The sequence below is a fragment of the Actinomadura terrae genome, from assembly GCF_022751215.1.
Taxonomy (GTDB): Bacteria; Actinomycetota; Actinomycetes; order Streptosporangiales; family Streptosporangiaceae; genus Spirillospora; species Spirillospora terrae.
Genome location: NZ_JAICDG010000002.1, coordinates 907,520 through 929,493 on the forward strand (window position 1 = coordinate 907,520; position 21,974 = coordinate 929,493).

The window sequence follows — 21,974 nt, forward strand, 5'->3', positions numbered from 1 at the left end:
AGTGGCGAAAGAGGTGCGGGTCTCCGGCGTCACCGTGACGGTCGACGCGACCGGGAACGACATCGTCCAGGACATCTCCTTCGAACTCGGCCGGGGCGAGGTCATGGGCGTGGTCGGCGAGTCGGGCTCCGGAAAGAGCACGCTCGCGCTCGCCCTGCTCGGATTCGCGCGCCAGGGCGCGACCATCACGGGCGGACGGGTGGTCATCGACGGGGTCGATCTGCTCGCCCTCCCCGAAGCCGAGTTGCAGCGCGCGCGGGGAAGCCGGGTCGCCTATGTCCCGCAGGACCCGGCGACCGCGCTGAATCCGAGCCTGAGCCTTTCGACGCAGCTGACCGAGGGGCTGCGAATGCCGAAACGCGAGGCGCTCCCGCGCGTCCGGAAACTGCTGGAGAGCGTGGGGCTGCCGAGTGACGACGCGTTCCTCAAACGCCGTCCCCGGCAGCTCTCCGGCGGGCAGCAGCAACGCGTGGCCATCGCGATGGCGATCGCGGCGGGCCCCCGGCTGATCGTGCTCGACGAGCCGACGACCGGGCTCGACGTCTCCACCCAGGCCCGCGTGCTCGAAATGGTGCGCGAACTGTGCCGCGAACACGACATGGCGGCGATCTATGTTTCGCACGACCTCGCGGTCGTGGCCGACGTCGCCGACTACGTCACCGTCATGTACGGCGGTGAGGTGCTCGAAAGCGGCACCGACCGGGACGTGTTGATCCGCCCCGCGCATCCCTACACCCGCGCGCTGCTGGCCGCCGTCCCGTCCGCGTCGCACCGGCACCGGCTCGTCTCCATTCCCGGGCGCGCCCCGAGCGCCGCCGAGAAGCGGAACGGATGCGTTTTCGCGCCGCGCTGCGACCACGCGATCGATGAATGCGGGACGACCCGTCCAGAACTCCTGCCCGGCCCCTCGCAAACGCTGGCGCGCTGCCTGCGCATGGACGAGGTGGCGCGAACACCCAGAATCCAGCCACGTCCGAACGAGACGCGCGCGGCCACAGACGGGGAACACGACATGTTTTCCGTCTCCAAGCTCAACGCCGGATACGCGGGCAGGCAGATTCTCTTCGACGTCTCCTTCGGCCTCGCCCAGGGCGAATGCCTGGCCCTCGTCGGCGAGTCGGGCAGCGGCAAGACCACGATGTCGCGCTGCCTCGTGGGGCTGCACGAGGAGCAGACGGGAACCCTGACCTTCGAGGGCGCGCCGATCCCGGCGCGGGCGGCCGATCGCGGTAAGGAGACTCGCCGCGGATTGCAGTACGTGTTCCAGAACCCATACGCCTCGCTGAATCCGCGCCGCACCGTCGAAAGCAGCCTGGCCGTCCCCCTACGGCACTACTTCGGTATAGGCGGGAGCGAGGCCAGGAAGCGGGTGGCGGAGGCCCTCGAACGCGTGGAGATGTCCGCGCGCCTCGCGGGCCGTTACCCGGCGGAACTGTCGGGAGGGGAACGCCAGCGCGTCGCGATCGCGCGCGCACTCGTCTGCGAACCGACACTTCTCATCTGCGACGAGGTGACGTCGGCCCTGGACGTGTCGGTGCAGGCGGCCGTGGTGGAACTGCTGCGCTCGCTGCTCACCGACGGATTGTCGATGGTCTTCGTCACCCACGATCTGGCGGTGGTGCGCAGCATCGCGGATCGCGTCGCGGTCCTGAGCGAAGGGCGGCTCGTCGAGTCGGGCAGCGCGGAAGCGGTGCTCACATCGCCGTCGCACCCGTACACGCAGGCCCTTGTCGCGGCCACGCTCGAAGTGCCCGACCCCTACGAACGCGCTGTTTAGGTGACGCGGGCGGCCCCGGTTCCGGCGGGTCGCCCGCGCTCTCTCAGATCCGGTCCAGGAACACCACCGGGATCTCGCGGTCGATCGACGTCCGGTACTTCTCGTAGTTCGGCCACACGGCGACCATCTTGGGCCACACCGCCGCGCGCTCGGCGGCGCTCGCGTCCCGCGCCCTGGCGGCGAACCTGTCGCCTTTGACCTGCACCTTCACCTCGGGGTTCGCCTTGAGGTTCCGGTACCAGTTCGGGTTGACCGGGGCGCCGCCGTCGGACGCCACGAGCACGTAGGCCCCGTCGTGCTCCTGGTAGATCAGCGGGCTCTTGCGGTCCACGCCGCTCCTGCGCCCCGTGGTGGTCAGGATGAGGACGGGCGCGCCGTTCTCCCAGTCGTGCCCGACCTCGCCGTCGGTCTCCTCGTAGCGGCGCACGTGCTCGGGGCCGTACAGCACCGGGTTTCCCTCCCGTCGATGATCATCTTCTCGGCCCAACATACGCCGCCCTTTCCCGCGGTGGGCGTCCCGCTGAGACAGGGACACCCGCACCTGGTCCGGGACGGAGGTCTGTGGCACACAGGAAGGGTGGACGTCTCGGCGGATATGTGGACCCGGCTGATCGCGGAGGGCACCGAACGGCGGTTCGGCGCCGGGGAGGTCGTGCTGCGGCAGGGGGATCCGCCGACGCATGTGCTGGTCCTGGTGTCGGGACGGGTGAAGGTGCTGCTCACGCTGCCCCAGGGCGAGGTGCTGCTGCTGGCCGTCCGCGGGCCGGGGGAGCTGCTCGGCGAGATCGCCGTGCTCGGCGGGGACGACCGGTCGGCGACGGTCGTGGCCATCGACGCGTGCGAGACGCGGGTCGTGGCGGCGGAGCGGTTCCGCGCGCTGGTGCGTTCGACCCGGTTGCAGGACGAGCTGCTGCGCCGCGCCGTGCGGCGGTTCCGGGAGGCGGAGGCGTGGCGGGGTGAGATCGCCACGCTGCCCGCCGGGACGCGGGTAGCGCGGGCGCTGCTGAGACTTGCCGCGGCCTCGGGGGAGACGGTGTGGCTCGGCCAGCTGGAGATCGGGCAGGCGGTGGGGCTGTCCCGCGGGGTGGTCGCCGCCGAGCTGGCGCGGTTACGGGACCGGGGGCTGGTCGTGACCGAGCGGGGGAGGGTCGTCATCCTCGACCGTCCGGGGCTGCGCGCCCTGGCCGATTCGGGACACGGTTCTGTCTGATTCCGGACACACAGGGTGTTCGGACGGCTGCATGGTGGACGGGACATCCAGCCCCCGGGAGAGACGATCATGGAAACGTTCCGCGCGCTGCTCGTCGTCGACGCCGAGCGGTTCAGCGCCCACACCGACGCGCAGCTGCCCGGGCTGCACATGGCGATCCGGCGCGCGCTCGGCGCCGCGTTCGACCGGAGCGGGCTGGCGGAGGCGTGGAGTTCCGTCCGGTTCGTGGAGAGCACGGGCGACGGAATCCTCGCGATCCTGCCGCACGAGGTGGCGCCGCGCCTCGTCGACCCGTTCCCCCGCCACCTCCAGGACGAGTTGCGCGCGGCGGCGCCGAGGCTGCGGGCCGCCGAGATGCGGTTGCGGCTGCGGGTGGCGCTGCACATCGGGTTGGTGGACGACGATCGTCCGGAGGCGCCGGGCATCTCGACCGCGACCATCGACGTCAACCGGCTCCTCGACGCCGATCCCCTGCGCTGGGCCCTGGAGCGCAGCGACCCGGCGGTGACCTACGCGGCGTTCCTGCTGTCGGCGGAGCTGTTCAGCGTCTACGTCGCGGGCGGACGGACGGGCCTGCGCGAGAGCCAGTTCACGGAGGTCGCGGTCAAGGTGAAGCAGTTCGAGCGTCCGGCCTACCTGTACGTCCCCACCCCGTCCCGGGGGCCCGGCGACCAGGGCGGCCCCCCGGCGAAGCCCGCGCCGCCGCCCCCGCCTCCTGGCCCGTCGATCAGCGGCATCACGATCTCCGGTGACGACGTGCAGGCGGCGATCGGCAACACGGTCGCCGGTGACCTCAGGCAGGAATGGCGATGACGCAGCCCATCGAGGACGTCACGATCAGCGGGGACGGGGCGCAGGCCGCGATCGGGAACCGGGTGTCGGGCGACCTCGTCCTGACCCAGCTCCATTTCGTCACGCGGCAGCCGTCGATGGTGCTGTCGGAGGGGGAGATCGCCGACCGGGTCGCGGGGTACGTGCCCGTGCCCAACCACGAGGAGATCGTCGGCACCCTGCACGAGTACCACGCGGTGGGGCTCGTGAGCGCGCCCGGGACGGGTGCCACGACGACCGCCGTCGCCGCGCTGCGGCAGCTGCGCCCGGACCTGAAGATCCGGCAGTTCTCCATGGATAAAGAGGACGTGGAGCAGATCGGCGTCCTGAAGCCGCAGGGCTATCTCGTGCGCGCCGGGGACGAGGGCGACTCGCGGTTGCGGGCCTGCATGGAGGCGGTGCAGGCGGCCGGGGGATATCTGCTCGTGGTGGGGTCGGCGGCGGACCTGGAGGACGTCAAGGAGTTCCTGCCGGTGTACCCGGTGTTCCCGCCGCCGCCGGAGGCGGTGTACCGGGCGTGGCTGTCGCGCCGGGGCCTCGCCCGGACGGGCTGGTGGAACTGGTCGCGCGCACCGGCGCTGCTCCGGAACGCGACGCCCGCCGACGCGCGCCGCCTCGCCGAGCTCGCCGCCTCGATCGGCGACGAGCATGAGGTCGAGCAGGTCTACCTCCGGTGGAACGAGCAGTTGCGCACCTGGTTCGCCAAGAACAACGAGCCCCGGGACCAGGCGTTGATGATCGCCGCCGCGACGATCGCGCCGGCGGACGAGACCAGCGTGTACGGGGCGGCGATGTCGTTGGCTCGCCAGCTCAACATCCGGCCGGAGGGCGGCGGGCTCGTATGGTGCCCGTCCACCGGGTTGAACGAGCTGCTCGGCGCCGAGCGGGCGGGCGACCGGCTCGTGTTCCGGCGCCAAGGCTACGCCGAGTCCGTCCTGCGGCACGTGTGGGACGACTACCCGCTGACGCGGACGGACCTGCTGACCTGGCTGTCGGCGCTGCCCCTCGACGACGACGTGGACCTGCGTTTCGAGCTGCGCGGCAAGCTGGTCGAGGTGTTCGCCGACCTCGCCGCCGAGCACGACGCGGTGGACAAGATTCTGCGGAAGGCGGCGGCGTGGGCGGACCGGCACATGGCCGCCGACCTGTCCTACATCGCTCTGGCCAGGACGTGCCTGCACCCGCGCGTGGGCGGGCGTGTGCGGCGGCAGCTCTACGCGTGGTCCACGGAGCGGCGGACGTCGCAGACGCTGAAGCTGACGGTGGCGCAGGTCTGTCAGGTGCTCGGGCAGACGCACGTGTCGGTGGCGCTGACCCGGTTGAAGCACCTCGGCACCTACGGCGACGAGGTCGTCCAGGACGAGGTGTTCAAGGTGGTGCGGGCGCTCGCGGCCGTCCACCCCGAGCAGGTGTTCCAGACGGTGCTGATCTGGTGCCGGACCGCCATGAACCTCCAGTCGCAGAAGGACATGTTCAACCGGGCGCGGATCGGGCTCCAGATCCTGCTCGCCGAGCACGACCGTCCGCTGCCCTCGGAATATCAAGCGCCGACACCCGACAGGACGCGGCTGCGGACGGTGCTGGAGGTGATGGAGCAGCTCGCGGCGTGCGGCGAGCGGGTCCGTCCGCTGGTGGTGGAGGCCGCGCGGACGCTGGCGGGCGGCGGGTACCGGGCCCACGTCCTCCAGGCGGCGCTGGTGTGGGCGGAGCGTCCCGGCCCGTCCTCGGTGCTGGGCACGGAGATCTTCCTGATGCTGGCCGCCGAGCGGTCCCCGGACGGCGTCCCCGTGCTGCTGCTGGAGCCGGGCGCCGTCGACCCGGTCGCGTGCGCCCCGGCGTGGGCGGTGGCGATCGCGGCGCAGGCGATGGGCCAGGGCGGATTCGCCGGGTTCGAGGGCGCATTCCGGCTGTGGCTGGACACGGCGGCCCGGTTCCCGGAGCTGCGCCCGCGCATCGTGGCGATGATCGAGGGGGCGGCGGGCGGCGACCTCCTGAGCCGGGCGGTCGTGCTCGGCATCGTCCGGCGGTGGGTGCTGACCGGCCCAGGCCGGAACGGGGTGAAGAACGACGTCCTGGTCCGGCTGCTCTACCCGGAGTGGAAACGGCTGCTGTTCATGCTCTGGGTGTGGGTCAGTTCGCTGTTCGTCCGCGACACCTCTGACTGACGACGCGCGGGGTTGCCGGGGGGTCCGGGCGGTGGTGGGGTGGGGGGATGCAGAGCGGGATCGCGATCGTGACCGGCGGGACGTCCGGGATCGGGAAGGAGATCGCGCGGGGCCTGGCGCGGCGCGGATTCCTGGTGGGGATCGTGTGCCGGAGCGAGATGCGGGCGCGGACGACGGTCGAGGAGTTCGCGGAGGACGTTCCGGGGGCGCGGGTCGAGGCGTTCATCGGCGACCTGTCGGTGCAGCAGGACGTCCGCCGGGTCGCCGCGTCGCTGGAGGAGCGGTTCGACCGCCTGGACGTGCTGGTCAACAACGCGGGCGCGCACCTGGTCCGCGCCAAGGTCAGCGCCGACGGCTATGACCGCATGGTCGCGACCAACCATCTGGGACCGTTCCTGCTCACGAACCTGCTGCTCGGGCTGCTGGAGCGGGCGGCGCCGTCGCGGGTGGTCGTGCTGGCGTCGGAGGCGCATCGCGGCGCGGGACGGCTCGACGTGGAGCGGATGGCGGAGCCCGGGACCTACGGGAAGGCCGGGTCCTTCCGCGTGTACGGACGGACGAAGCTGCTCAACATCCTGTTCGCGCAGGAGCTGGCGCGGCGGATGGAGGGCAGCGGCGTCGCGGTGAACGCGGTGTGCCCCGGCGTCGTCGCGACCGGGCTGGGCCGGGACGTGCGGGGCACCGAGCGGCTGGGGTCGCTGCTGGCGCGGACGCCCGTCCTGCGGACTCCGGAGCAGGGCGCGCGGATGGCGCTGCGGCTCGCGGCCGACGCCGAGTTCGAGGGCCGCAGCGGCGGGTTCTACAGTTCGGCGCCCGGCGCGGGGATGCTTCCGGTCACCGGCGCGTTGAAGGACCCGGAACTGGGACGGGCGGTCTGGGAGCGTTCCGCGCGCCTTGTGGGGCTCCCCGCGAGTTAACGCAGCCCGATAGCGTGGCCCGTGTGAACGACGTGGATCCTCCCCGGCCGTCGGCCCTCAAGGACCTGTTCGAGGGCGCCGGATACCTGGCGCGCGGCATCGCGTGGACCGCCCGGCATCCCGCGCAGTGGCTGTTCGGCCTGATCCCCGCGCTGATCGTCCTCGCCGTGTACGGGACGGCGCTGGCCATGCTCGCGCTCCACCTGGACGACCTCGCCGGGTGGGTGACGCCCTTCGCCGACGGCTGGTCGGACGGCGCGCGCTCGTCCGCCCGGGTCGTCGCCGGGATCGCGATCTTCGGGGTGTCGGTGTTCCTCGCGGTCATCACGTTCACCGCCATGACGCTGCTGGTCGGCGACCCCTTCTACGAGGCGATCTCGGAGCGGGTGGAGGAGTCGGAGGGCGGCGCCCCGCCGGACCTGGACGAGGCGTCGCTGCTCGCCAGGATCGGGCGGGAGATCGTGGACGCGGTGGCGCTCGCGTCCGTGGCGCTGGTGTTCGCGGTCGTGTTCTTCGCGTGCGGGTTCCTGCCGGTGGTGGGGCAGACGGTCGTCCCGGTGGTCGCGGCGCTGGTGTCGGGCTACTTCCTGGCGGGCGAGCTGACGTCGGTCGCGCTGGAGCGGCGGGGGCTGCGGCGCCGGGAGCGGTTCGCGCTGCTGAAGCGGAACCGTCCGCTCGCGCTCGGCTTCGGTGTCGCGACGTTCGTGGTGTTCCTCATACCGTTCGGCGCGGTGCTGGCCATGCCGGGCGCGGTCGCGGGCGGCACGCTGCTCGCGCGGGAGCGGCTCGCGGAGGCGGTTCCGGCCGGTTCGGGGGGACTCGTCGCGGGCTAGGCATTGTGTCCGGAGCGTGATTGGTCGTCCGGACGGAAAGGATGATCTTCGCGTAACGTGTGCCGCATGTCCGATCAGGGGGAGCGCGGCGTGCGCTGGACCGAGGCAGATGAGGGCGATACCGGCGGCGAGCCGAAGGACTCGCAGGCAGGGGCGGAGACCGACGTCCCGCGGATGGCCTTCCCCGAGGCCAAGGTGCCCGAGGTGCGGGTGCCCCCGCCCGCGGGCCGCACCGAGTTCTCCGAGCCGGTCGACCCGGCCGCGCCCGCCCGGCAGCCCGCACCCGCCCAGCAGCCCGGGCCGGTTCCGCACGACGTCTGGGGGAAGGTCGAGGGCCCGCCCGCGCCGCCCCCGGCGCCTGCTCCCGCCGCGCCCGAGCCGGAGTTGCCCGAGGCCGTCCTGCCGGAGCTGACGCCGCAGCCGGAGCCCGCGCCACCCGCACCGCCCGCGCCCGAGCCGATGACGTTCCCGCCTGCGCCGCCCGAGTTCGCGGCACCCGCCGCCCCGCCTAGCCAGCCCGGCCAGCCCGGCCAGCCCGAGCCGCCTGCGCCCGGTGAGGCCGAGGACGTGAAGGTCGCGCCGGTCCCGGAGGAGTCCGCCCAGCAGTGGGAGGGGTCCCTGTTCGAGGACGGCGAGGGGGGCGACCCGCGCTACCAGACGGCGGTCCCCACGGGGGTGGGCGGTCCGGCGCGTCCGGGCAAGCCGAGCAGCGGCAACTGGCAGATGCCGGACTGGATGGCGGACGAGGCCGCCGCCGACGCCAAGCTCGGCGGCTCGCCCGCGCCCGCGCGCGACGAGCTGGACGGCGGCGGCAAGGGCCGGATCGCGCTGTTCGGCGGTGTGGGCCTGCTGGTCGTCGCGCTGGTCGCGGCGGGCGGGCTCTACCTGCTGAAGGGCGGCGACGAGGAGAAGGCGAAGCCGCAGGGCAAGAAGAGCCATCCGCCGGCGGCGCGGCAGGAACCGCAGCCGCAGCCCCAGAACACGCAGGTGAAGATGCCGCCCGACAAGCGGCTCCGCACGTTCTCCGGACGTCCGAGCCGCGTGCTCGGACGGGTGACCGACGCGCGCGCCGGCCTGGCGTGGCCCCGGCTGGGCCCGCCGTGGCAGGTGCCGGGCAAGCGGGCCAAGGTGGGCACGCCCGGCTGGTCGGGTCAGCAGGTGATGGTGTCCGAGCGGCGCGGCCGGCGGGTCGGTTACGGGCAGTTCCTCACCAACGTGCTGCCCCCGGCGTTGCAGGGCGAGTACCAGGGCCCGGGGAACGTGAAGAGCGTCGCGGGGCAGGCGGCCAAGCAGTTCGAGGAGCAGTACTACGGCTTCCCGCACCGCACGACGCCGCTGGCCTCGCAGGCGCTGACGGTCGACGGGCACCGGGGCTGGCTGGTCGCGTCCTACCTCACCTACAAGCGCAGCGGCGTCAAGGCGACCGGCGAGATCGTCGCGACCGCGGTGATCGACACGGGCCGTCCGACACCGGCCGTGGTGCTCGCGTCGCTGCCGAACACCAGCAAGCAGGTCTGGCCGGACCTCCAGCAGTTCTTCGCTCAAACGAAGGTCGTCGCCTGACGGCCGACCGCGCCGCTCCGGTCGGGTAGCGTCCTAGCGCTATGCGCTATGGACGGGCGTTCCGCGTGACCGGCCGGACGCGGCATCTGGTGGCCGCGCTGACCGGGCTGGGGCTCGGGCTCGTGGTCCTCGGGCCGGGGCTCGCGCCCGGTTTCGTCCTGTCGTACGACATGGTGTTCGTGCCCGATCCGGCGTTCACGCCGATGACGTTCGGGCTGACGGGGACGGTGCCGCGGCACGTCCCGAGCGACGCGTTCGGCACCGCGCTCGCGACGGTGGTCCCGGCGGAAGCGGCGCAGAAGCTCGTGCTGCTGGCGGTCTTCGTGATGGCGTGCGCGTCGGCGGCGTCGCTCGTCCCGTCGGAACGGCTGTTACCGCGCCTGGCCGCCGGGGTCTGCTACACGTGGAACCCGTTCGTCGCGGAACGGCTGCTGCTCGGCCAGTGGGCGCTGCTGCTCGGTTACGCGGCGCTGCCGTGGGTGCTGACGGCGGCCACCGGGGTCAACGAATCAGGCGGCGGGCGGCGCCTCGTCCGGGCGCTGATACCGGCGGCGATCGGCGGTTTCGCGGCGCTGACCGTCTCCGGGATCGCGGCCCTCACCGCAGCGCTGGTCACGGGCCGGGCGCGCGCGGGGCTGCGGGTGGTCGCGGCGGTGGGCGTGCTGAGCCTGCCGTGGCTGGTGCCCGGGCTGCTGCGTCCCGCCGGGATGCCCGAGGACGGCGGCGCCGTCGAGACGTTCGCGGCCCGTGCCGACACGCCGTTCGGGACGCTGGGCAGCCTGCTCTCGCTCGGCGGCGTCTGGAACGCCGAGACCGTCCCGGACGGATACGGCAACCCGGTCATGGCCACGTTCTGGTTGCTTCTCGTGCTCACCGCTCTCGCCGTTTACGCGACCGCCCTGCGGCGCAACACCGAGGCGCAGGGCGTCTCGCGGGGGATCGCGGCGGCCGGGCTCGTCGGGTTCGCCGTCGCGGCGCTCGGGGCGGTGGCGGCGCCCGTCCTCGAAGCGATGATCGACCTGTGGCCGGGGTTCGCGGTGCTGCGCGACGGCCAGCAGTACGTCGCGCCGCTGGCCGTGGTCGTCGCGGTCGGGCTCGGGATCGCCGCCGACCGCGCCGCCGAGCTGCGGTTGCCGCTGGTCCCGGCCGGGGCCGTGCTCGCGCCGCTGATCCTGCTGCCGACGCTGGCGTGGGGCGCGGCGGGCGATCTGCGCGCCGTCCACTACCCGGCGGACTGGGCCCGCGCCCGGCAGATCATCGAGGCCGACCGGACCCCCGGGGACGTGCTGGTACTGCCGTGGGCGGCCTACCGGAGCTATCCCTGGAACCACGGCCGACGCGTCCTCGACCCGTTACCGCGTTACCTGCACCGCCGCGTCATCGTGAACGACGCCGTCACCGTGCGGCGCGCGGGCGACGCGACAGGCGACGCGACAGGCGACGCGACAGGCGACGCGACAGGCGACGCGACAGGCGACGCGACGGGCGACGCGACGACGGTGCGGCCGGAAGATCCTCGGGCGGTCCGGCTCGGACGGATCATCGCGTCCGGGCCCCTCACGGCGGACGCACTGCGTGTTCAAGGCGTCCGGTATGTCGTATTTGATACTGAAATATTCACAAGTCGTATACGCGGCGCGACCCCCGTACTCCGTAGCGCTGACCTGGCCGTGTACCGGGTCGACGGGACGGTTCACATGCGCGAGGCGCGGGTTTCGGTGGTGTCTGTTGTGACGGTATGGGTCATCGTGGGGGTATTGGTCCTCTGGTCATGCCTGACAGCGGCGAATAGCCTGGGCCTTCCTCTGCTTGGCAACAGCACGAGCATCACCCCCCGCCACCCTCCTAGAAGGGCAGAATGATGCGTATCGCCATTGCCGCTCTGGCCGGAATCCTGCTGGCCGGCGGCGCCTCCATCGGTGCGGTCCAGCTCGCCGGCGCCTCCCAGAAGGACTCGGTCGTCCAGCCGGCGTACGACTACGGCTCGCGCTGACCGACCCGTCCTGATGGGGACGCGGCACGACAGCCCCGCCCCGCTGGAGATCGTCATCCCCGCCTACAACGAAGCCGTCCGGCTTCCGGCGGGGCTGGGCCTGCTCAGTGACAAGCTCGCCACGCTCCCGGCGAGCGCGCAGATCGTCGTCGTGGACAACGCCAGCACGGACGGGACGGCAGAGTTCGTCCGGTCCTGGCGCGGACCGGTTCCCGTCCGGCTGCTCCGCTGTGAGCGGCGCGGCAAAGGAGCCGCCGTCCGCACCGGCCTGCTGGCCACGTCCGCCCCGTACATCGGGTACATGGACGCCGATATGGCCACCGACCTCGCCGCACTCGACGCCGTGCTCACCCTGCTCCGGCAGGGCCACCCGGTCGTCGTGGGCTCCCGGCGGCACGGCCGGTCGGTCGCCGAGGGTTACAAGCTGCCCGCGCGGCGGCTCGGCGCCCTCACCTTCAACCGCGTCGTCCGCGATCTCGCGGGCGGCATCCCCGACACCCAATGCGGGTTCAAGTTCTTCTCGGGCCCGCTCGGCCGCGCCGCCGCGGCCGACCTGCGAACCGCGGGATTCTCCTTCGACGTCGAGCTGCTCGCGCACTGCGTGCGGCGCGGCGTCACCGTGACCGACATTCCGGTGGTCTGGCGTGACCGTCCGGGATCGACGTTCTCGGTGCGGCGGCACTCGTTGCAATGCGTGTTCGAACTGGCCCGCATCCGCTCGCGCGCCAGGCGACCCGCTAGGCGGCCTGTCCCGAGGCCACCTCGCGCGGCCGTCCCCGAGCGGGCGGATCCGGACCTCGCGGAGGGACTCGTCCTGCCCGACGGCGGGCTGCCCTCCACCTCGGGCGCCGGACCGGGATGAGAGCCCGCTCGCATCCCGGTGACACCTCGGTCGCGGGTCTGCGGCTGGCGGTCGTCAACTGGCGCGATCCGTGGCATCCCGCGGCCGGCGGGGCCGAGCGCTATGCATGGCAGGTAGCGCGCGGTCTCGCCGGTCGCGGGGCCCATGTCAGGTATCTGACATGTCGGGCGCCGGGCCGGCATCGCAGGGAACGGGTCGAGGACGTGGAACTCGTCCGACTCGGGGGACGGTTCACCGTCTATCCCCTCGTTCTCCTGTGGATGCTGGCCCGGCGCCGCTCTTTCGACGCGGTCGTCGACTGCCAGAACGGCATCCCGTTCTTCACGCCGTGGGTGCTGCCCCGCCGCGTCCCCGTCTTATGCGTGATCCACCACGTGCACGACGCGCAGTTCAGCGTGTACTTCCGGTCCTGGCGCGCATGGCTCGCGTGGCTCGGACGGGCGCTGGAGGGCCCGGTGAGCCGCTGGACGTACCGGCGGCATGCGTACGTGGTCGTTTCACCGTCGACGCTGCGGGCCGTCCGGGAGAGGTTGGCCTGGACGGGGCCCGTGTACGTGGTTCCCAACGGAAATCCCCGTGAGCATCGGTCTTTTCCGGTCGCGCCGGGGTGCGGTGGGACGGAACTGGTCTGCGTGACGCGGCTCGTCCCGCACAAGCGGCTCGACCTGTTACTCGACCTTGCCTCGCGGATCGCGGAGAGCCGTCCCGGGCTCCGCGTCCATGTCGTCGGGGACGGCCCGGAGCGTCCCGCGCTCACCGCCGAGATCGCGCGGCGCGGCCTCGGCGGCACGGTGATCGTCCATGGCTATGTCGCCGAGGACGCCAAGGCCGCCCTGGTCGCCCGCGCCGACCTGCATCTCAGCACGTCGGAGGGGGAGGGCTGGGGGCTCAGCGTGATCGAGGCCGCCGCGCTCGGCGTCCCGACCGTCGCCCGCGACGTGGACGGGCTCCGCGACGCCGTCCGCGACGGCGTCACCGGCTGGCTCGCCGGCCCGCACGAGCGGACGGACGAGGCCGTCGAACGCGCCCTCAAGGAACTGGACGACCCGTCCCGGCGGAAGGAGGTCGCCGAGGCGTGCCGGGCCTGGGCGGCGGAGTTCGCCTGGTCGCGGACCACCGACCGGATGGCGGCGCTGCTGGCCGCCGCCGTGCGCAGGGGTTCGTCCTCGACGAAGGACGACCGGGCGCACGTCGTCCACCGGTACGGTGACGAGCACCCGAGGGTGGTGGAGGGCCCGGTGCGCGACGAGCTGGTCGCCCTTCCGTACCGGACGCTCCGGCCCGCGACCCCGTCCGAACGCCTCCTGGGCCGCCCCGCCGACCCCGCCGCGTCACGCGAGCGGCCGGGCCGCTCGTAGGAGGGGCGAGATGGCGGTAAGAGAGGCGAGCCCGGCCCGCGCGGAGACGACGCGGGCCGTGGACGACGGCCTGGCGGAACGGTTGCGCGAGCGCATCCGCGTCGTCGCGTGCTGCCTCGGACTGGCGGCGCTGGCGTTCGGTACCCGTCCCGGCGCGGTCCTCGCCGACACCAAGATCGACATGGCGCTGGACCCGCTCGGCTTCCTCGGCCGCGCGCTGCATCCCTGGGATCCCGAGCAGTTCGGCCAGCTCCAGAACCAGGCGGTCGGCTACCTGTTCCCGATGGGCCCGTTCTCCGCGCTCGGCGACCTGGCCGGGCTGCCGCCGTGGATCACCCAGCGGTTGTGGCTGGCGCTGCTGATGTGCCTGGCGTTCACCGGCGTCCGGCGCCTCGCGGAACGGCTCGGCCTCGGCACCCCGACGACGCGCCTTCTCGCCGCGCTCACCTACACGCTCGCGCCGAACGGGCTGGCGACGCTCGGCCAGATCTCCTCGGAGTACCTGCCGGTCGCGATGCTGCCGTGGATCGTGCTGCCGCTGGTCGCGGCGGCGTCCGGCGAGTGCGGACGGGTCCGCGCCGCCGCCCGGTCGGGGCTGGCGGTCGCGTGCTGCGGCGGGATCAACGCGACCGCGACCGTCGCCGTCCTGGTCTTCCCTTTTCTTTACGTGGTGACACGGCCGCGTGGTTCGTTTCGTCCGCGCCTGCTCGCGTGGTGGTCGGGCGCGGTCGCGGTGGCGAGCGCGTGGTGGCTGGTCCCGCTGCTGCTCACCGGCCGGTACGGGTTCTCGTGGCTGCCCTACACCGAGCGGGCGTCCACGACGACCGGGCCGACGGGCCTGGTCAACGTGCTGCGCGGCGCCGAACGCTGGGTCAACTACCTGGTCGTGGACGGGCAGGTCTGGTGGCCGGTCGGGCACGGGCTCTCGATGGACCCGCTGCCGATCCTGTGCACGGGCGCGCTCGCGGCGCTCGGCCTCGCGGGCCTGCTGGTGCGGCCGCTGCCCGAGCGGACGTTCCTGTTGCTCGTCCTGCTGGCCGGGGTCGCGATCCTGTCGGCCGGTCATGTCAGCGACGTGCCGGGGCCGCTGGCGGCTTCGACACGCGATCTGCTGGACGGCCCGCTCGGCCCGCTGCGCAACCTGCACAAGTTCGACGCGGTCGTCCGGCTGCCGTTGGCGCTCGGGCTCGCGGCCCTGCGGTTTCCTCGCGTCGCGTGGGGGCGGGGTTGGGTGAGCGCCCCGGCGGCGGCGTTCGTCGCGCTCGGCGGAATCGGGCTGACGGCGCTCTCGCACGGGCTGGCCGGGCCGGGCGACTTCAAGGAGGTTCCCCGTTACTGGCGGGACGCGGCGTCCTGGCTGAACGCGCGCGCCGGACACCAGGGCGTACTGGCCCTCCCGGGCACACCGTTCGGGGAGTACCTGTGGGGCCGTCCGATGGACGACATCATGCAGCCGCTCCTGGACGCGCGGTGGGGCGTGCGGCAACTCGTCCCGGTCGGTTCGCCCGGGTATACGCGCGTGCTGGACGCGATCGACCGCCAGACCCGGACAGGGCGGCCTTCCCCGGGGCTGGCCACATTCCTGGGGCGGATGGGCGTTCGGTACGTCCTGCTCCGCAATGACCTGCGGCGCGAGACGTTGCGCGGTGCCGTCCCGTCACGGCTGCACCAGGCGTTGGACGGCTCGCCCGGCCTGCGGCGTGCCGCCGCGTTCGGCGGGCCGGTGGGCGGGGACCTGGTCGATGACGCGGTGTCGGCCGTGGACCAGCCGCGTCCGGCGCTGGAGGTCTACGAGGTCGCTTCGCCCGGCATCGTGACGTTGGCGGGCGCGTCCCGTCCGGTGCGGGTGTTCGGCGGGCCGGAGTCGCTGCTGACGATGGCGGATGACGGCGCGCTGCCGCGTGGGCCCGTGCTGATGAACGACGACGCGTCCGACCTGCGCGGCACCCCGGTAGTAACCGACTCGCCCCGGTTGTCGCGCCGCGCTTACGGCGAGTTGCACCAGTCGTCGCCGACGCTGTCCGTGGCGCAGGGGGCGCAGGACGGCTACGCGACCGACGTGCTGGATACCGGCTGGGACCGCTACACCACTCACGTCACTTACGGCGGCGGCGTTCGCGACGTCACGGCGTCCAGCTCGCTCGGCGGTGACAACGTGATCCCGCAGGCCCGCGAGCCGGGATCGGTCCCGTTCGCGGCGCTCGACGGCGACCCGGCCACGGCCTGGCGGACCGGCGGCTGGAACGGCCCGCTCGGGCAGTGGCTCCGCGTCGACTTCGACGGCCCCCGCGAGGTCGGATCGCTGTCGGCCGCGTTCGTCGGTTCCGGGCCGCCGGTCGCGCGGGTCGCGGTCGAGACCGAGCGCGGCGCGGTGGAGCAGGCCGTCAGCGGCCGGTCGCTTCGTGTTCCGGACGGGCCGACGCGCTGGCTCCGGTTGCGGATCACCGGGCTCGCGTTTCCTGCCGTTGCCCCCGCGCTCACCAGCGCCGGTGTCTCCGAGCTGTCGATCGGCGGCGTGGAACCGACCCGCTCGTTCACGCTGCCCGCGCCCGCCGGGGCCGCCGCCTACGTGATGGGCCGGGCGCCGGACGCCGCGTCCGCCTGCATGAAGGGCAGCCTGCGGTGGGTGTGCTCGCCGTCCCTGCTCGCGGGTGACGAGGAGGGATCGGGCTTCGACCGGACGTTCGTCTCCGCCGCGTCCCGCCCCGCGCCGCTCACCGGGACGGCCGTGCTCACCGACCAGCGCCTCATCGACCGGTACACGGCGCCCAAGGGCCGGACGGCCGTCACCGCGAGTTCGGCCCTCTCCACTCACCCCGCCGACCAGGCGCGATCGGCCTTCGACGGCGATCCCGCCACGGCCTGGATCTCCGGCGAGCGCGACCGGGCGCCGGAGCTGACCGTCCGGTGGCAGGGGCGCAGGCGGGTCTCGGCGGTGACGGTCACACGTCCGCCGGGGGCGTCGGGGCCGGTCCGGGTGCGGGTCGAGGGCGGGCGCGGCGAGACGCGCGACGTTCTGTCGGACGCGTCGGGCAGACTGACGTTCGCGCCCCTGACCACCGACCGCCTCACGCTCACGTTCCGTAGAGACCGGCGCCTCCAGCCGGTGCAGATCACCGACCTGTCCGTGCCGGGCGTGCGGCCGCTCGGCGATGTCGCCGCGTCTCCGCTCACGCTGCCGTGCGGTTCCGGGCCGGAGTTGAAGCTCGGCGGCTCGGCCGTGGAGACAAAGGCGACCGGCAGGCTCGGTGACCTGCTGGCGGGCCGTCCGCTGCGGTTCACCGCCTGCGGGCAGCCGCGCCTGGCGGCGGGGCCGAACCGGCTGGCGGTCGCGCCGCTCGGCCCCTTCCGCGTGGAGACCGTCACCGTGGGCGGCGCGGTTCCGGACGCCGCCGCGCCGCGTCCGGTCACGGTGCGGGACTGGGGATCCGGCTCCCGCACGGTCGACGTCGACGCCGCCGAACGCTCGTTCCTCGCCGTCAACGAGAACTTCAACGCCGGATGGCGGGCGAGGATCGGCGGCACGGAACTGCGACCGGTCCGGCTGGACGGATGGAAACAGGGCTGGCTGGTGCCCGCCGGGACGAAGGGCGCCGTCCAGCTGACCTACGGGCCGGACCGTCCGCAGCGCGCCGCGATCGCCGTCGGCCTGGGCATGCTCGCCCTGTTGCTGCTGGTCGCGGTATGGCCGGGTGCGCGGCGCGGCTCGGCCGCCGGTGCCGCCGGGACGGGCTGGCCCGCGTGGGCCGCGGTCGGGCTCGCCGCCGCCCTCGGCTGCTGGATCGCCGGACCGGCCGGGCTCGCCGTCGCCGCCGCGTCCGCCGCCGCATGCGGCTGGGCCCGCACCCGCCGCTCCCGCCCCGCCTGCCTTCTGGCCTCACCGTGGGTGATCGCCGTCCCCATGCTCGCCGGGACGGCCTGCCTCGCCGCCGGGTCTTGGCTGGACCGGCTCGGCAACCCCGGCTCGCCGTCGGGCCTGCTCGGCGACGTCGCGCCGCAGCTGCTCGGCGTCGCCGTCGTCGGACGCGTCGCCGCCGAACTGTGGCGGCCCCGCCCGTCCGGCGGCCGGATCGAGCTCAACTGGACGGCGCCGGGGCCTCCCGCTCCCGACCCCGATCACGACGCGGCGAGCGGCGCAGCCCCAGCCGCCGCAGCGGCTCCTCCACCAGGTGGAGGCTCAGCGTCGCCGCCGCGACGGACGCCGCCGCCAGCAGCGGCAGGTCCGTGGCCACCTCCCCCCGGAACAGCCGGCCCGTCCACTCGTACCAGCTCACAATGATCAGCATCTGCCACAGGAACAAGCCGTAGGAGATCCGGCCGAGGAACCGCGCGACCGGGTTGCCGAGCACCGCCTCCAGCCCCGGATGCCCGGGCGGCGCCAGCGCGACCGGCGCGACCAGCGCGGCGGCGCAGAGCCCGCTGAGGACCAGGTCGAGCAGCGACGTCCAGAACACGTCGGGCGTCAGGAAGGTGATGGGCCCGGTCGCGGGAGTGGAGGCGATGACGTACAGCATCGCGGCCGCCGTCCAGCAGGCGATCCACGAGTCCGCGACGGCGCGGCAGAGCGCGGCCACCGGGCGCCGCTCGTCCAGCCGCGCCCACACCGTGACCACCGCGAGCGCCATCCCGATCGCGAACCACGCGAAGTACCGGGGGAGCCACAGCCCCATTTGTGAATGCGTGCCAGATTGGAACACGACGGCGGTGAAGGGCACCGACAGCGCCGCGTAACCGCCGATCCCGCACAGCAGCCGCCTGGCCCGCACGCCGATGTCGCCTGTCGTTTCGCGCCGCGCGTACCAGCCGAGAAGCGCAGCCGTGGGCGGCAGGAACAGGTACCAGGCGACCTCGACCGCGAGGCTCCACGCCTGCCCGAGATGCGCGGGGCCGAGGTCGCCGTTCCACCAGTGGTGCGGGAGATAGGTCTGCGTTAACGTCAGCAGCGCGCCCCAGGTAACGGGATCGCCGATATGCCCGCGCCCGGCCGTGACCATGTACACGACGACCAGGGCCCAATAGGCGGGCAGAATTCGCAGCGCACGCTTACGGAAATACCGGCCCACCCTAGGCGCGGAACCGCCCAGCGTGGCGGCGGCCCAGGGCCGGTAGAGCAGCAGCCCGGACAGCGTGAAGAAGATCGGAACCCCGATCTGCCCGCCGTTGTAGAGCCAACTCGCCCCGGCCGGATTCAGGAGCGCCCCCGCGGAACTCGCCACATGGAACACCAGGACGGCCAGCGCCGCGACCGCCCGCAAACCGTCCAGCGTGTTCTGATGCCCCGATACGGGCGGCGCCCCCGCCTTCATAACCCGGCGCCCCGCTCACGCGCCGACGCCGCTCGATACCGCTGGGACGCCGATGCCATTGGGGAACCTCACGCAGACTCTGGGCGTGGACGTACGCCGGACCCTAGCCGCCCGATTCCCCGCCGAACAGCGCACTGCATGCCGACCTGACCGGACAGCAGAGCGGTAACGTACCCGCTGCCGCCGGACGCGGTGCCCGGCGGCGGCGTCCCCCGGAGGTGCGCATGCGGCGATCCGTCGGCTTGGTCCTGGTCGCCGTGGGGGCCTTCTTCCTCACGCTCGCGCCGCTCGTCCGCTACTACGTGGCCGACCGTGTCGCGCTCGCGCCGCTGAACCGCTTCCAGACGACGCGGTCAGAGGCGTCCAACGCCGCCTACTACGACGGCGCGATGCTGAAGCTCCGCGACGGCGTCTCGCTCGTCGCGATCACCACGGTCCGCGGCGACGTCCGCGCCAACGGCGGCGACGACCGCATCGCCGTCTGGGACTCCACCACCCACGTCTACGACAACGCCGCCCCCGGCAGGCCCGTCCAGATCCAGGGCCACCGCTTCGCCTTCGACCGCCGGACGGCCCGCCTCGTCACCTGCTGCGGCGCCAACGCCGACGGCGACGACACCGTGCGGATGTCGGGCTACGGCCCGCTGTTCCCGGGCACCGGCGTCCACCGGCGCGACTACCCGTTCTTCGACATGCCGACCAGACGGCTCGCGCCGATGCGCTTCGACGGGGTCGAGGACGTGCGGGGCCTCACCGCCTACCGCTTCACCCAGCACGTCCCGCCGACCCGGACGGCCGCGCTCGACACCCGCGTCCCCGCCAGGCTGCTCGGCCTCGGCGGCGCCGACCGGGACGTCGACCGCTTCACCGAGGCGGACAACACGGTCTGGGTCGACCCCCGGACGGGCATCCCGGTCAAGCACCGCGAGAGCGTCCGCGCGACGCTCCAGACCCCCGACGGCAAGGGCCGGATGGTCGCCACGCGGGCCGACTTCGTCACCGTCCCGAAGGACCAGCAGGCCCTGGTGGACACGGCCAACGCGACCGCATTCCGCATCGCGCTCGTGCGGGCCTACGTCCCGGCCGGAGCCGTCGTCCTCGGGCTGGTGCTGCTGCTCGTCGGCGGCTACTACGGCCTGGTCCGCGGCGCGCCGTCCGCGCCCGTGGCGTCCCGCCGTCCGGACGGCAGATTCGGCGCCGCGGCCCGTGCCTAGGCGATCTGTGCCTAGGCGACCAGGGAGCTGGGCGGTCAGAAGCGGACCACCCACGACAGGACGCGCGCGAGCAGGTAGTAGGCGGCGCCCGCGATGGTCCAGTTGATGTAGAGCTGTTCCTCGGGGTCGTTGCGCGTGAACACATCGTGGAAGGGCGTCGCGAGCCACCGGCCCGCGTCGAGCACGGCGTCCACGACGCTGTTGCCCGGATTGGCGTCCGCCCAGGTCAGCAACATGCCGAAGGCGAGAATCGCGACGGCCGCCCAACCGGCCGCGAGGATCATCGCGCTCACCGGGTTGGTCCTGCTGCTCCACCAGTGCCGCGACCTCCGCCGGTGCGCCACGGGCCGGTCGGCCACGGTGGTGTCGGTCCCCTTCGCCGTGCTCGTGTTCCTCTCCACCATCCACCGAGGCCAGAACCGGCGCCTCGCCGGAGCGTGCCGCTTGCGTCCAAGGTGCAGGGCCATGACGGTCATTCCTCTCATTGAGGTTGTCGCGTCCTGCTGTCCCTCGACCCTCGCCCCGCAAACACACCCCGCCCTTTCGGACGTCCCATTAAGGGGCATAGGACGCGACCGACCGCAGATACTCCCGCGCGTGGCGCAGGGTGAAAAGCTGGGCATCGGGCCGTCCGGCATGGCTGGTAGGTGGTTGAGGACGCCGCGTAACCGACCTAGACTCTCCTGGTGAGAGTCGCTCTTGTTAAGTGTTTCTCTATGTGAGAGATTATAGAAGAGGTGAAGGCATGGCGACCCCGGAGCGCGAGCGGATGGCGAACGAACTCCAGATGGAGACGCAGCGCGGCACGATGTTCACGGTTCTGCTGCATCACGCCACCGCGAGCAAGGCGGGCATGAACGTCACCGACGCGCAGTGCGTGAACGCGCTGTCGCTGGACGGCCCGCAGACCCCGGGGCAGCTCGCCCAGCTCATGGGCATCACCACCGGCGGCGCCATCACCGCCGTGATCGACCGGCTGGAGAAGGCCGGATACGTCCGGCGCACCCGCGACCCCGACGACCGCCGCCGCGTGATCGTCGAGCTGGTCGAGGAGAACCTCGCCCGCTTCGGCCGCTACTTCGCGCCGATCGGCCGCCACTTCCAGGAGCGGCTGGAAGGCTTCACCGACGAGCAGATCGCGTTCCTGCTCGCCTGGATGCGTGACAACAACGCCACGATGCCGAAGATCATCGAGGAGATTCGCAACCTCCCCTGACCCGGCACGGCATGTGTCCGGGGACGGTCGCGGCGGTCCCCCCGGCCGCGACGGCCGTCCCCGGAGTCTCCGCCTCGGGTGCGATGTCCGTCCCCGGGTGCGCGCCTGTGGGGCGGCAGCGCACCCGGCCAGCCCCTTTAGCGGACAAAACGCCGAGATGGTGACACTAGAGACCTGACCGGGATGCGAACCGTCACACCCCACCGCCGGGTGACCTCCGTCACAGCCCGTGTGCCGGGACGATCCGTCCACCTGCGAGACTGCAACCATGACCGACTCGTCACGCGCAGCGTTCGGGCTCGTCGCGCTCATGGGCGGGATGGGCGCGGCGCACCTGCTCGTCCCGCGCCCGTTCGACACGCTGGTGCCGAGTCGGCTTCCCGGACGCCCGCGATTCTGGACGCTCGCCAGTGGCGCTTCCGAACTCGTCTGCGCCGCCGCCGTCGCCCATCCCCGCACCCGCAGGGCGGGCGCGCTCGCGACGGCGTGGCTGCTGGTGGCGGTCTTCCCCGCGAACCTCAAGATGGCGCGCGACTGGCGGACCCGGTCCTCGCTCCTGCGAGCCGCCGCCTACGGCCGCCTCCCGCTCCAGGTGCCCTTGATCGCCTGGGCACTCCGCGTGGCGCGCGAGGCCGAGTGACCCTGATGCCTGACAGAACCTGCCCTCGCCGTAACCTGACGGCGCAGACGGCGTGATCGCGGCCGGAACGGGCGCCGTATCCGGTGTGA

The 21,974-nt window shown here is 73.0% G+C and carries 17 protein-coding genes and 1 pseudogene; 15 read left to right on the forward strand and 3 right to left on the reverse strand.

Annotated elements, in window-relative coordinates:
* Position 1 precedes the first annotated feature (1 nt).
* Positions 2-1,777, forward strand: a complete 1,776-nt coding sequence (locus K2F47_RS41365) for an ABC transporter ATP-binding protein (RefSeq protein ID WP_242903327.1) — start codon at positions 2-4, stop codon at positions 1,775-1,777.
* A gap of 43 nt (positions 1,778-1,820) precedes the next feature.
* On the opposite strand, the gene K2F47_RS14245 is transcribed toward K2F47_RS41365, so the two are convergent.
* Entirely contained in the window at positions 1,821-2,225 is a 405-nt protein-coding gene (locus tag K2F47_RS14245) for a nitroreductase family deazaflavin-dependent oxidoreductase (protein ID WP_242903328.1), read from the reverse strand.
* 129 nt (positions 2,226-2,354) lie between these two features.
* Here K2F47_RS14245 and K2F47_RS14250 point away from each other — a divergent pair, with 129 nt between their 5' ends.
* From K2F47_RS14250 to K2F47_RS41910, 11 genes and pseudogenes are all read left to right on the forward strand, one after another.
* Positions 2,355-2,987 carry a Crp/Fnr family transcriptional regulator gene (locus K2F47_RS14250; RefSeq protein WP_242903329.1) on the forward strand — a complete coding sequence of 211 codons (633 nt, stop codon included), beginning with the start codon at positions 2,355-2,357 and terminating at the stop codon, positions 2,985-2,987.
* Positions 2,988-3,056: 69 nt separating this feature from the next.
* A complete protein-coding gene (locus tag K2F47_RS14255) occupies positions 3,057-3,800 on the forward strand; it encodes a hypothetical protein (protein WP_242903330.1) in 744 nt (247 codons plus the stop codon).
* Positions 3,797-5,983 (forward strand): hypothetical protein, encoded by a 2,187-nt coding sequence (locus K2F47_RS14260; RefSeq protein WP_242903331.1) that lies wholly within the window; start codon positions 3,797-3,799, stop codon positions 5,981-5,983. The genes K2F47_RS14255 and K2F47_RS14260 overlap by 4 nt, the downstream gene beginning before the upstream one ends.
* 47 nt (positions 5,984-6,030) lie before the next feature.
* Complete coding sequence (locus tag K2F47_RS14265; RefSeq protein ID WP_242903332.1) at positions 6,031-6,900, forward strand: SDR family NAD(P)-dependent oxidoreductase; 870 nt, start codon at positions 6,031-6,033, stop codon at positions 6,898-6,900.
* 23 nt (positions 6,901-6,923) lie between these two features.
* Positions 6,924-7,733: an EI24 domain-containing protein gene (locus tag K2F47_RS14270; protein ID WP_242903333.1), complete on the forward strand. Its 810-nt coding sequence runs from the start codon at positions 6,924-6,926 to the stop codon at positions 7,731-7,733.
* Between the two features lie 66 nt (positions 7,734-7,799).
* Positions 7,800-9,296, forward strand: coding sequence for a flagellar basal body-associated FliL family protein (locus K2F47_RS14275; RefSeq protein ID WP_242903334.1), 1,497 nt, complete (start codon positions 7,800-7,802; stop codon positions 9,294-9,296).
* A 41-nt stretch (positions 9,297-9,337) separates the two neighbouring features.
* Positions 9,338-11,158 carry an MmpA family trehalose lipid delivery protein gene (locus tag K2F47_RS14280; protein ID WP_242903335.1) on the forward strand — a complete coding sequence of 607 codons (1,821 nt, stop codon included), beginning with the start codon at positions 9,338-9,340 and terminating at the stop codon, positions 11,156-11,158.
* Positions 11,155-11,289, forward strand: a complete 135-nt coding sequence (locus K2F47_RS40660) for a hypothetical protein (protein WP_272496907.1) — start codon at positions 11,155-11,157, stop codon at positions 11,287-11,289. Before K2F47_RS14280 ends, K2F47_RS40660 begins: the two co-directional genes overlap by 4 nt.
* A 13-nt stretch (positions 11,290-11,302) precedes the next feature.
* Entirely contained in the window at positions 11,303-12,151 is an 849-nt protein-coding gene (locus K2F47_RS14285; protein ID WP_242903336.1) for a glycosyltransferase, read from the forward strand.
* Positions 12,148-13,509 (forward strand): glycosyltransferase family 4 protein, encoded by a 1,362-nt coding sequence (locus tag K2F47_RS14290; protein WP_242903337.1) that lies wholly within the window; start codon positions 12,148-12,150, stop codon positions 13,507-13,509. The genes K2F47_RS14285 and K2F47_RS14290 overlap by 4 nt, the downstream gene beginning before the upstream one ends.
* Before the next feature lie 10 nt (positions 13,510-13,519).
* Positions 13,520-16,594: pseudogene (locus tag K2F47_RS41910) on the forward strand (alpha-(1->3)-arabinofuranosyltransferase domain-containing protein); the annotation flags it as partial.
* Between the two features lie 991 nt (positions 16,595-17,585).
* Here K2F47_RS41910 and K2F47_RS14300 read toward each other — a convergent pair.
* Positions 17,586-18,764 carry an acyltransferase family protein gene (locus K2F47_RS14300; protein WP_242903338.1) on the reverse strand — a complete coding sequence of 393 codons (1,179 nt, stop codon included), beginning with the start codon at positions 18,762-18,764 and terminating at the stop codon, positions 17,586-17,588.
* 275 nt (positions 18,765-19,039) lie between these two features.
* On the opposite strand from K2F47_RS14300, the gene pgfA reads away from it, so the two are divergent.
* Entirely contained in the window at positions 19,040-20,029 is a 990-nt protein-coding gene (gene pgfA, locus K2F47_RS14305) for a cell envelope lipid trafficking protein PgfA (protein WP_242903339.1), read from the forward strand.
* Between the two features lie 35 nt (positions 20,030-20,064).
* Here pgfA and K2F47_RS14310 read toward each other — a convergent pair whose 3' ends face one another.
* On the reverse strand, positions 20,065-20,433 hold the full coding sequence (locus tag K2F47_RS14310) for a hypothetical protein (RefSeq protein WP_242903340.1): 369 nt from the start codon (positions 20,431-20,433) through the stop codon (positions 20,065-20,067).
* Positions 20,434-20,774: 341 nt separating this feature from the next.
* Here K2F47_RS14310 and K2F47_RS14315 point away from each other — a divergent pair, with 341 nt between their 5' ends.
* Both K2F47_RS14315 and K2F47_RS14320 read left to right on the forward strand, forming a co-directional pair.
* The gene (locus tag K2F47_RS14315; protein ID WP_242903341.1) at positions 20,775-21,245 is read left to right on the forward strand and encodes a MarR family winged helix-turn-helix transcriptional regulator; all 471 of its coding nucleotides are present in this window, start codon (positions 20,775-20,777) and stop codon (positions 21,243-21,245) included.
* Between the two features lie 268 nt (positions 21,246-21,513).
* The gene (locus K2F47_RS14320) at positions 21,514-21,885 is read left to right on the forward strand and encodes a DoxX family protein (RefSeq protein WP_242903342.1); all 372 of its coding nucleotides are present in this window, start codon (positions 21,514-21,516) and stop codon (positions 21,883-21,885) included.
* Positions 21,886-21,974 lie beyond the last annotated feature (89 nt).

Coding starts and splice junctions, on each gene's coding strand:
- K2F47_RS14265 (WP_242903332.1), top strand. CDS start 6,031: ATGCAGAGCGGGATCGCGATCGTGACCGGCGGGACGTCCGGGATCGGG.
- pgfA (WP_242903339.1), top strand. CDS start 19,040: ATGCGGCGATCCGTCGGCTTGGTCCTGGTCGCCGTGGGGGCCTTCTTC.
- K2F47_RS14320 (WP_242903342.1), top strand. CDS start 21,514: ATGACCGACTCGTCACGCGCAGCGTTCGGGCTCGTCGCGCTCATGGGC.
- K2F47_RS14255 (WP_242903330.1), top strand. CDS start 3,057: ATGGAAACGTTCCGCGCGCTGCTCGTCGTCGACGCCGAGCGGTTCAGC.
- K2F47_RS14315 (WP_242903341.1), top strand. CDS start 20,775: ATGGCGACCCCGGAGCGCGAGCGGATGGCGAACGAACTCCAGATGGAG.
- K2F47_RS14290 (WP_242903337.1), top strand. CDS start 12,148: ATGAGAGCCCGCTCGCATCCCGGTGACACCTCGGTCGCGGGTCTGCGG.
- K2F47_RS14285 (WP_242903336.1), top strand. CDS start 11,303: ATGGGGACGCGGCACGACAGCCCCGCCCCGCTGGAGATCGTCATCCCC.
- K2F47_RS14260 (WP_242903331.1), top strand. CDS start 3,797: ATGACGCAGCCCATCGAGGACGTCACGATCAGCGGGGACGGGGCGCAG.
- K2F47_RS14275 (WP_242903334.1), top strand. CDS start 7,800: ATGTCCGATCAGGGGGAGCGCGGCGTGCGCTGGACCGAGGCAGATGAG.
- K2F47_RS40660 (WP_272496907.1), top strand. CDS start 11,155: ATGATGCGTATCGCCATTGCCGCTCTGGCCGGAATCCTGCTGGCCGGC.
- K2F47_RS14280 (WP_242903335.1), top strand. CDS start 9,338: ATGCGCTATGGACGGGCGTTCCGCGTGACCGGCCGGACGCGGCATCTG.
- K2F47_RS14310 (WP_242903340.1), bottom strand. CDS start 20,433: ATGGTGGAGAGGAACACGAGCACGGCGAAGGGGACCGACACCACCGTG.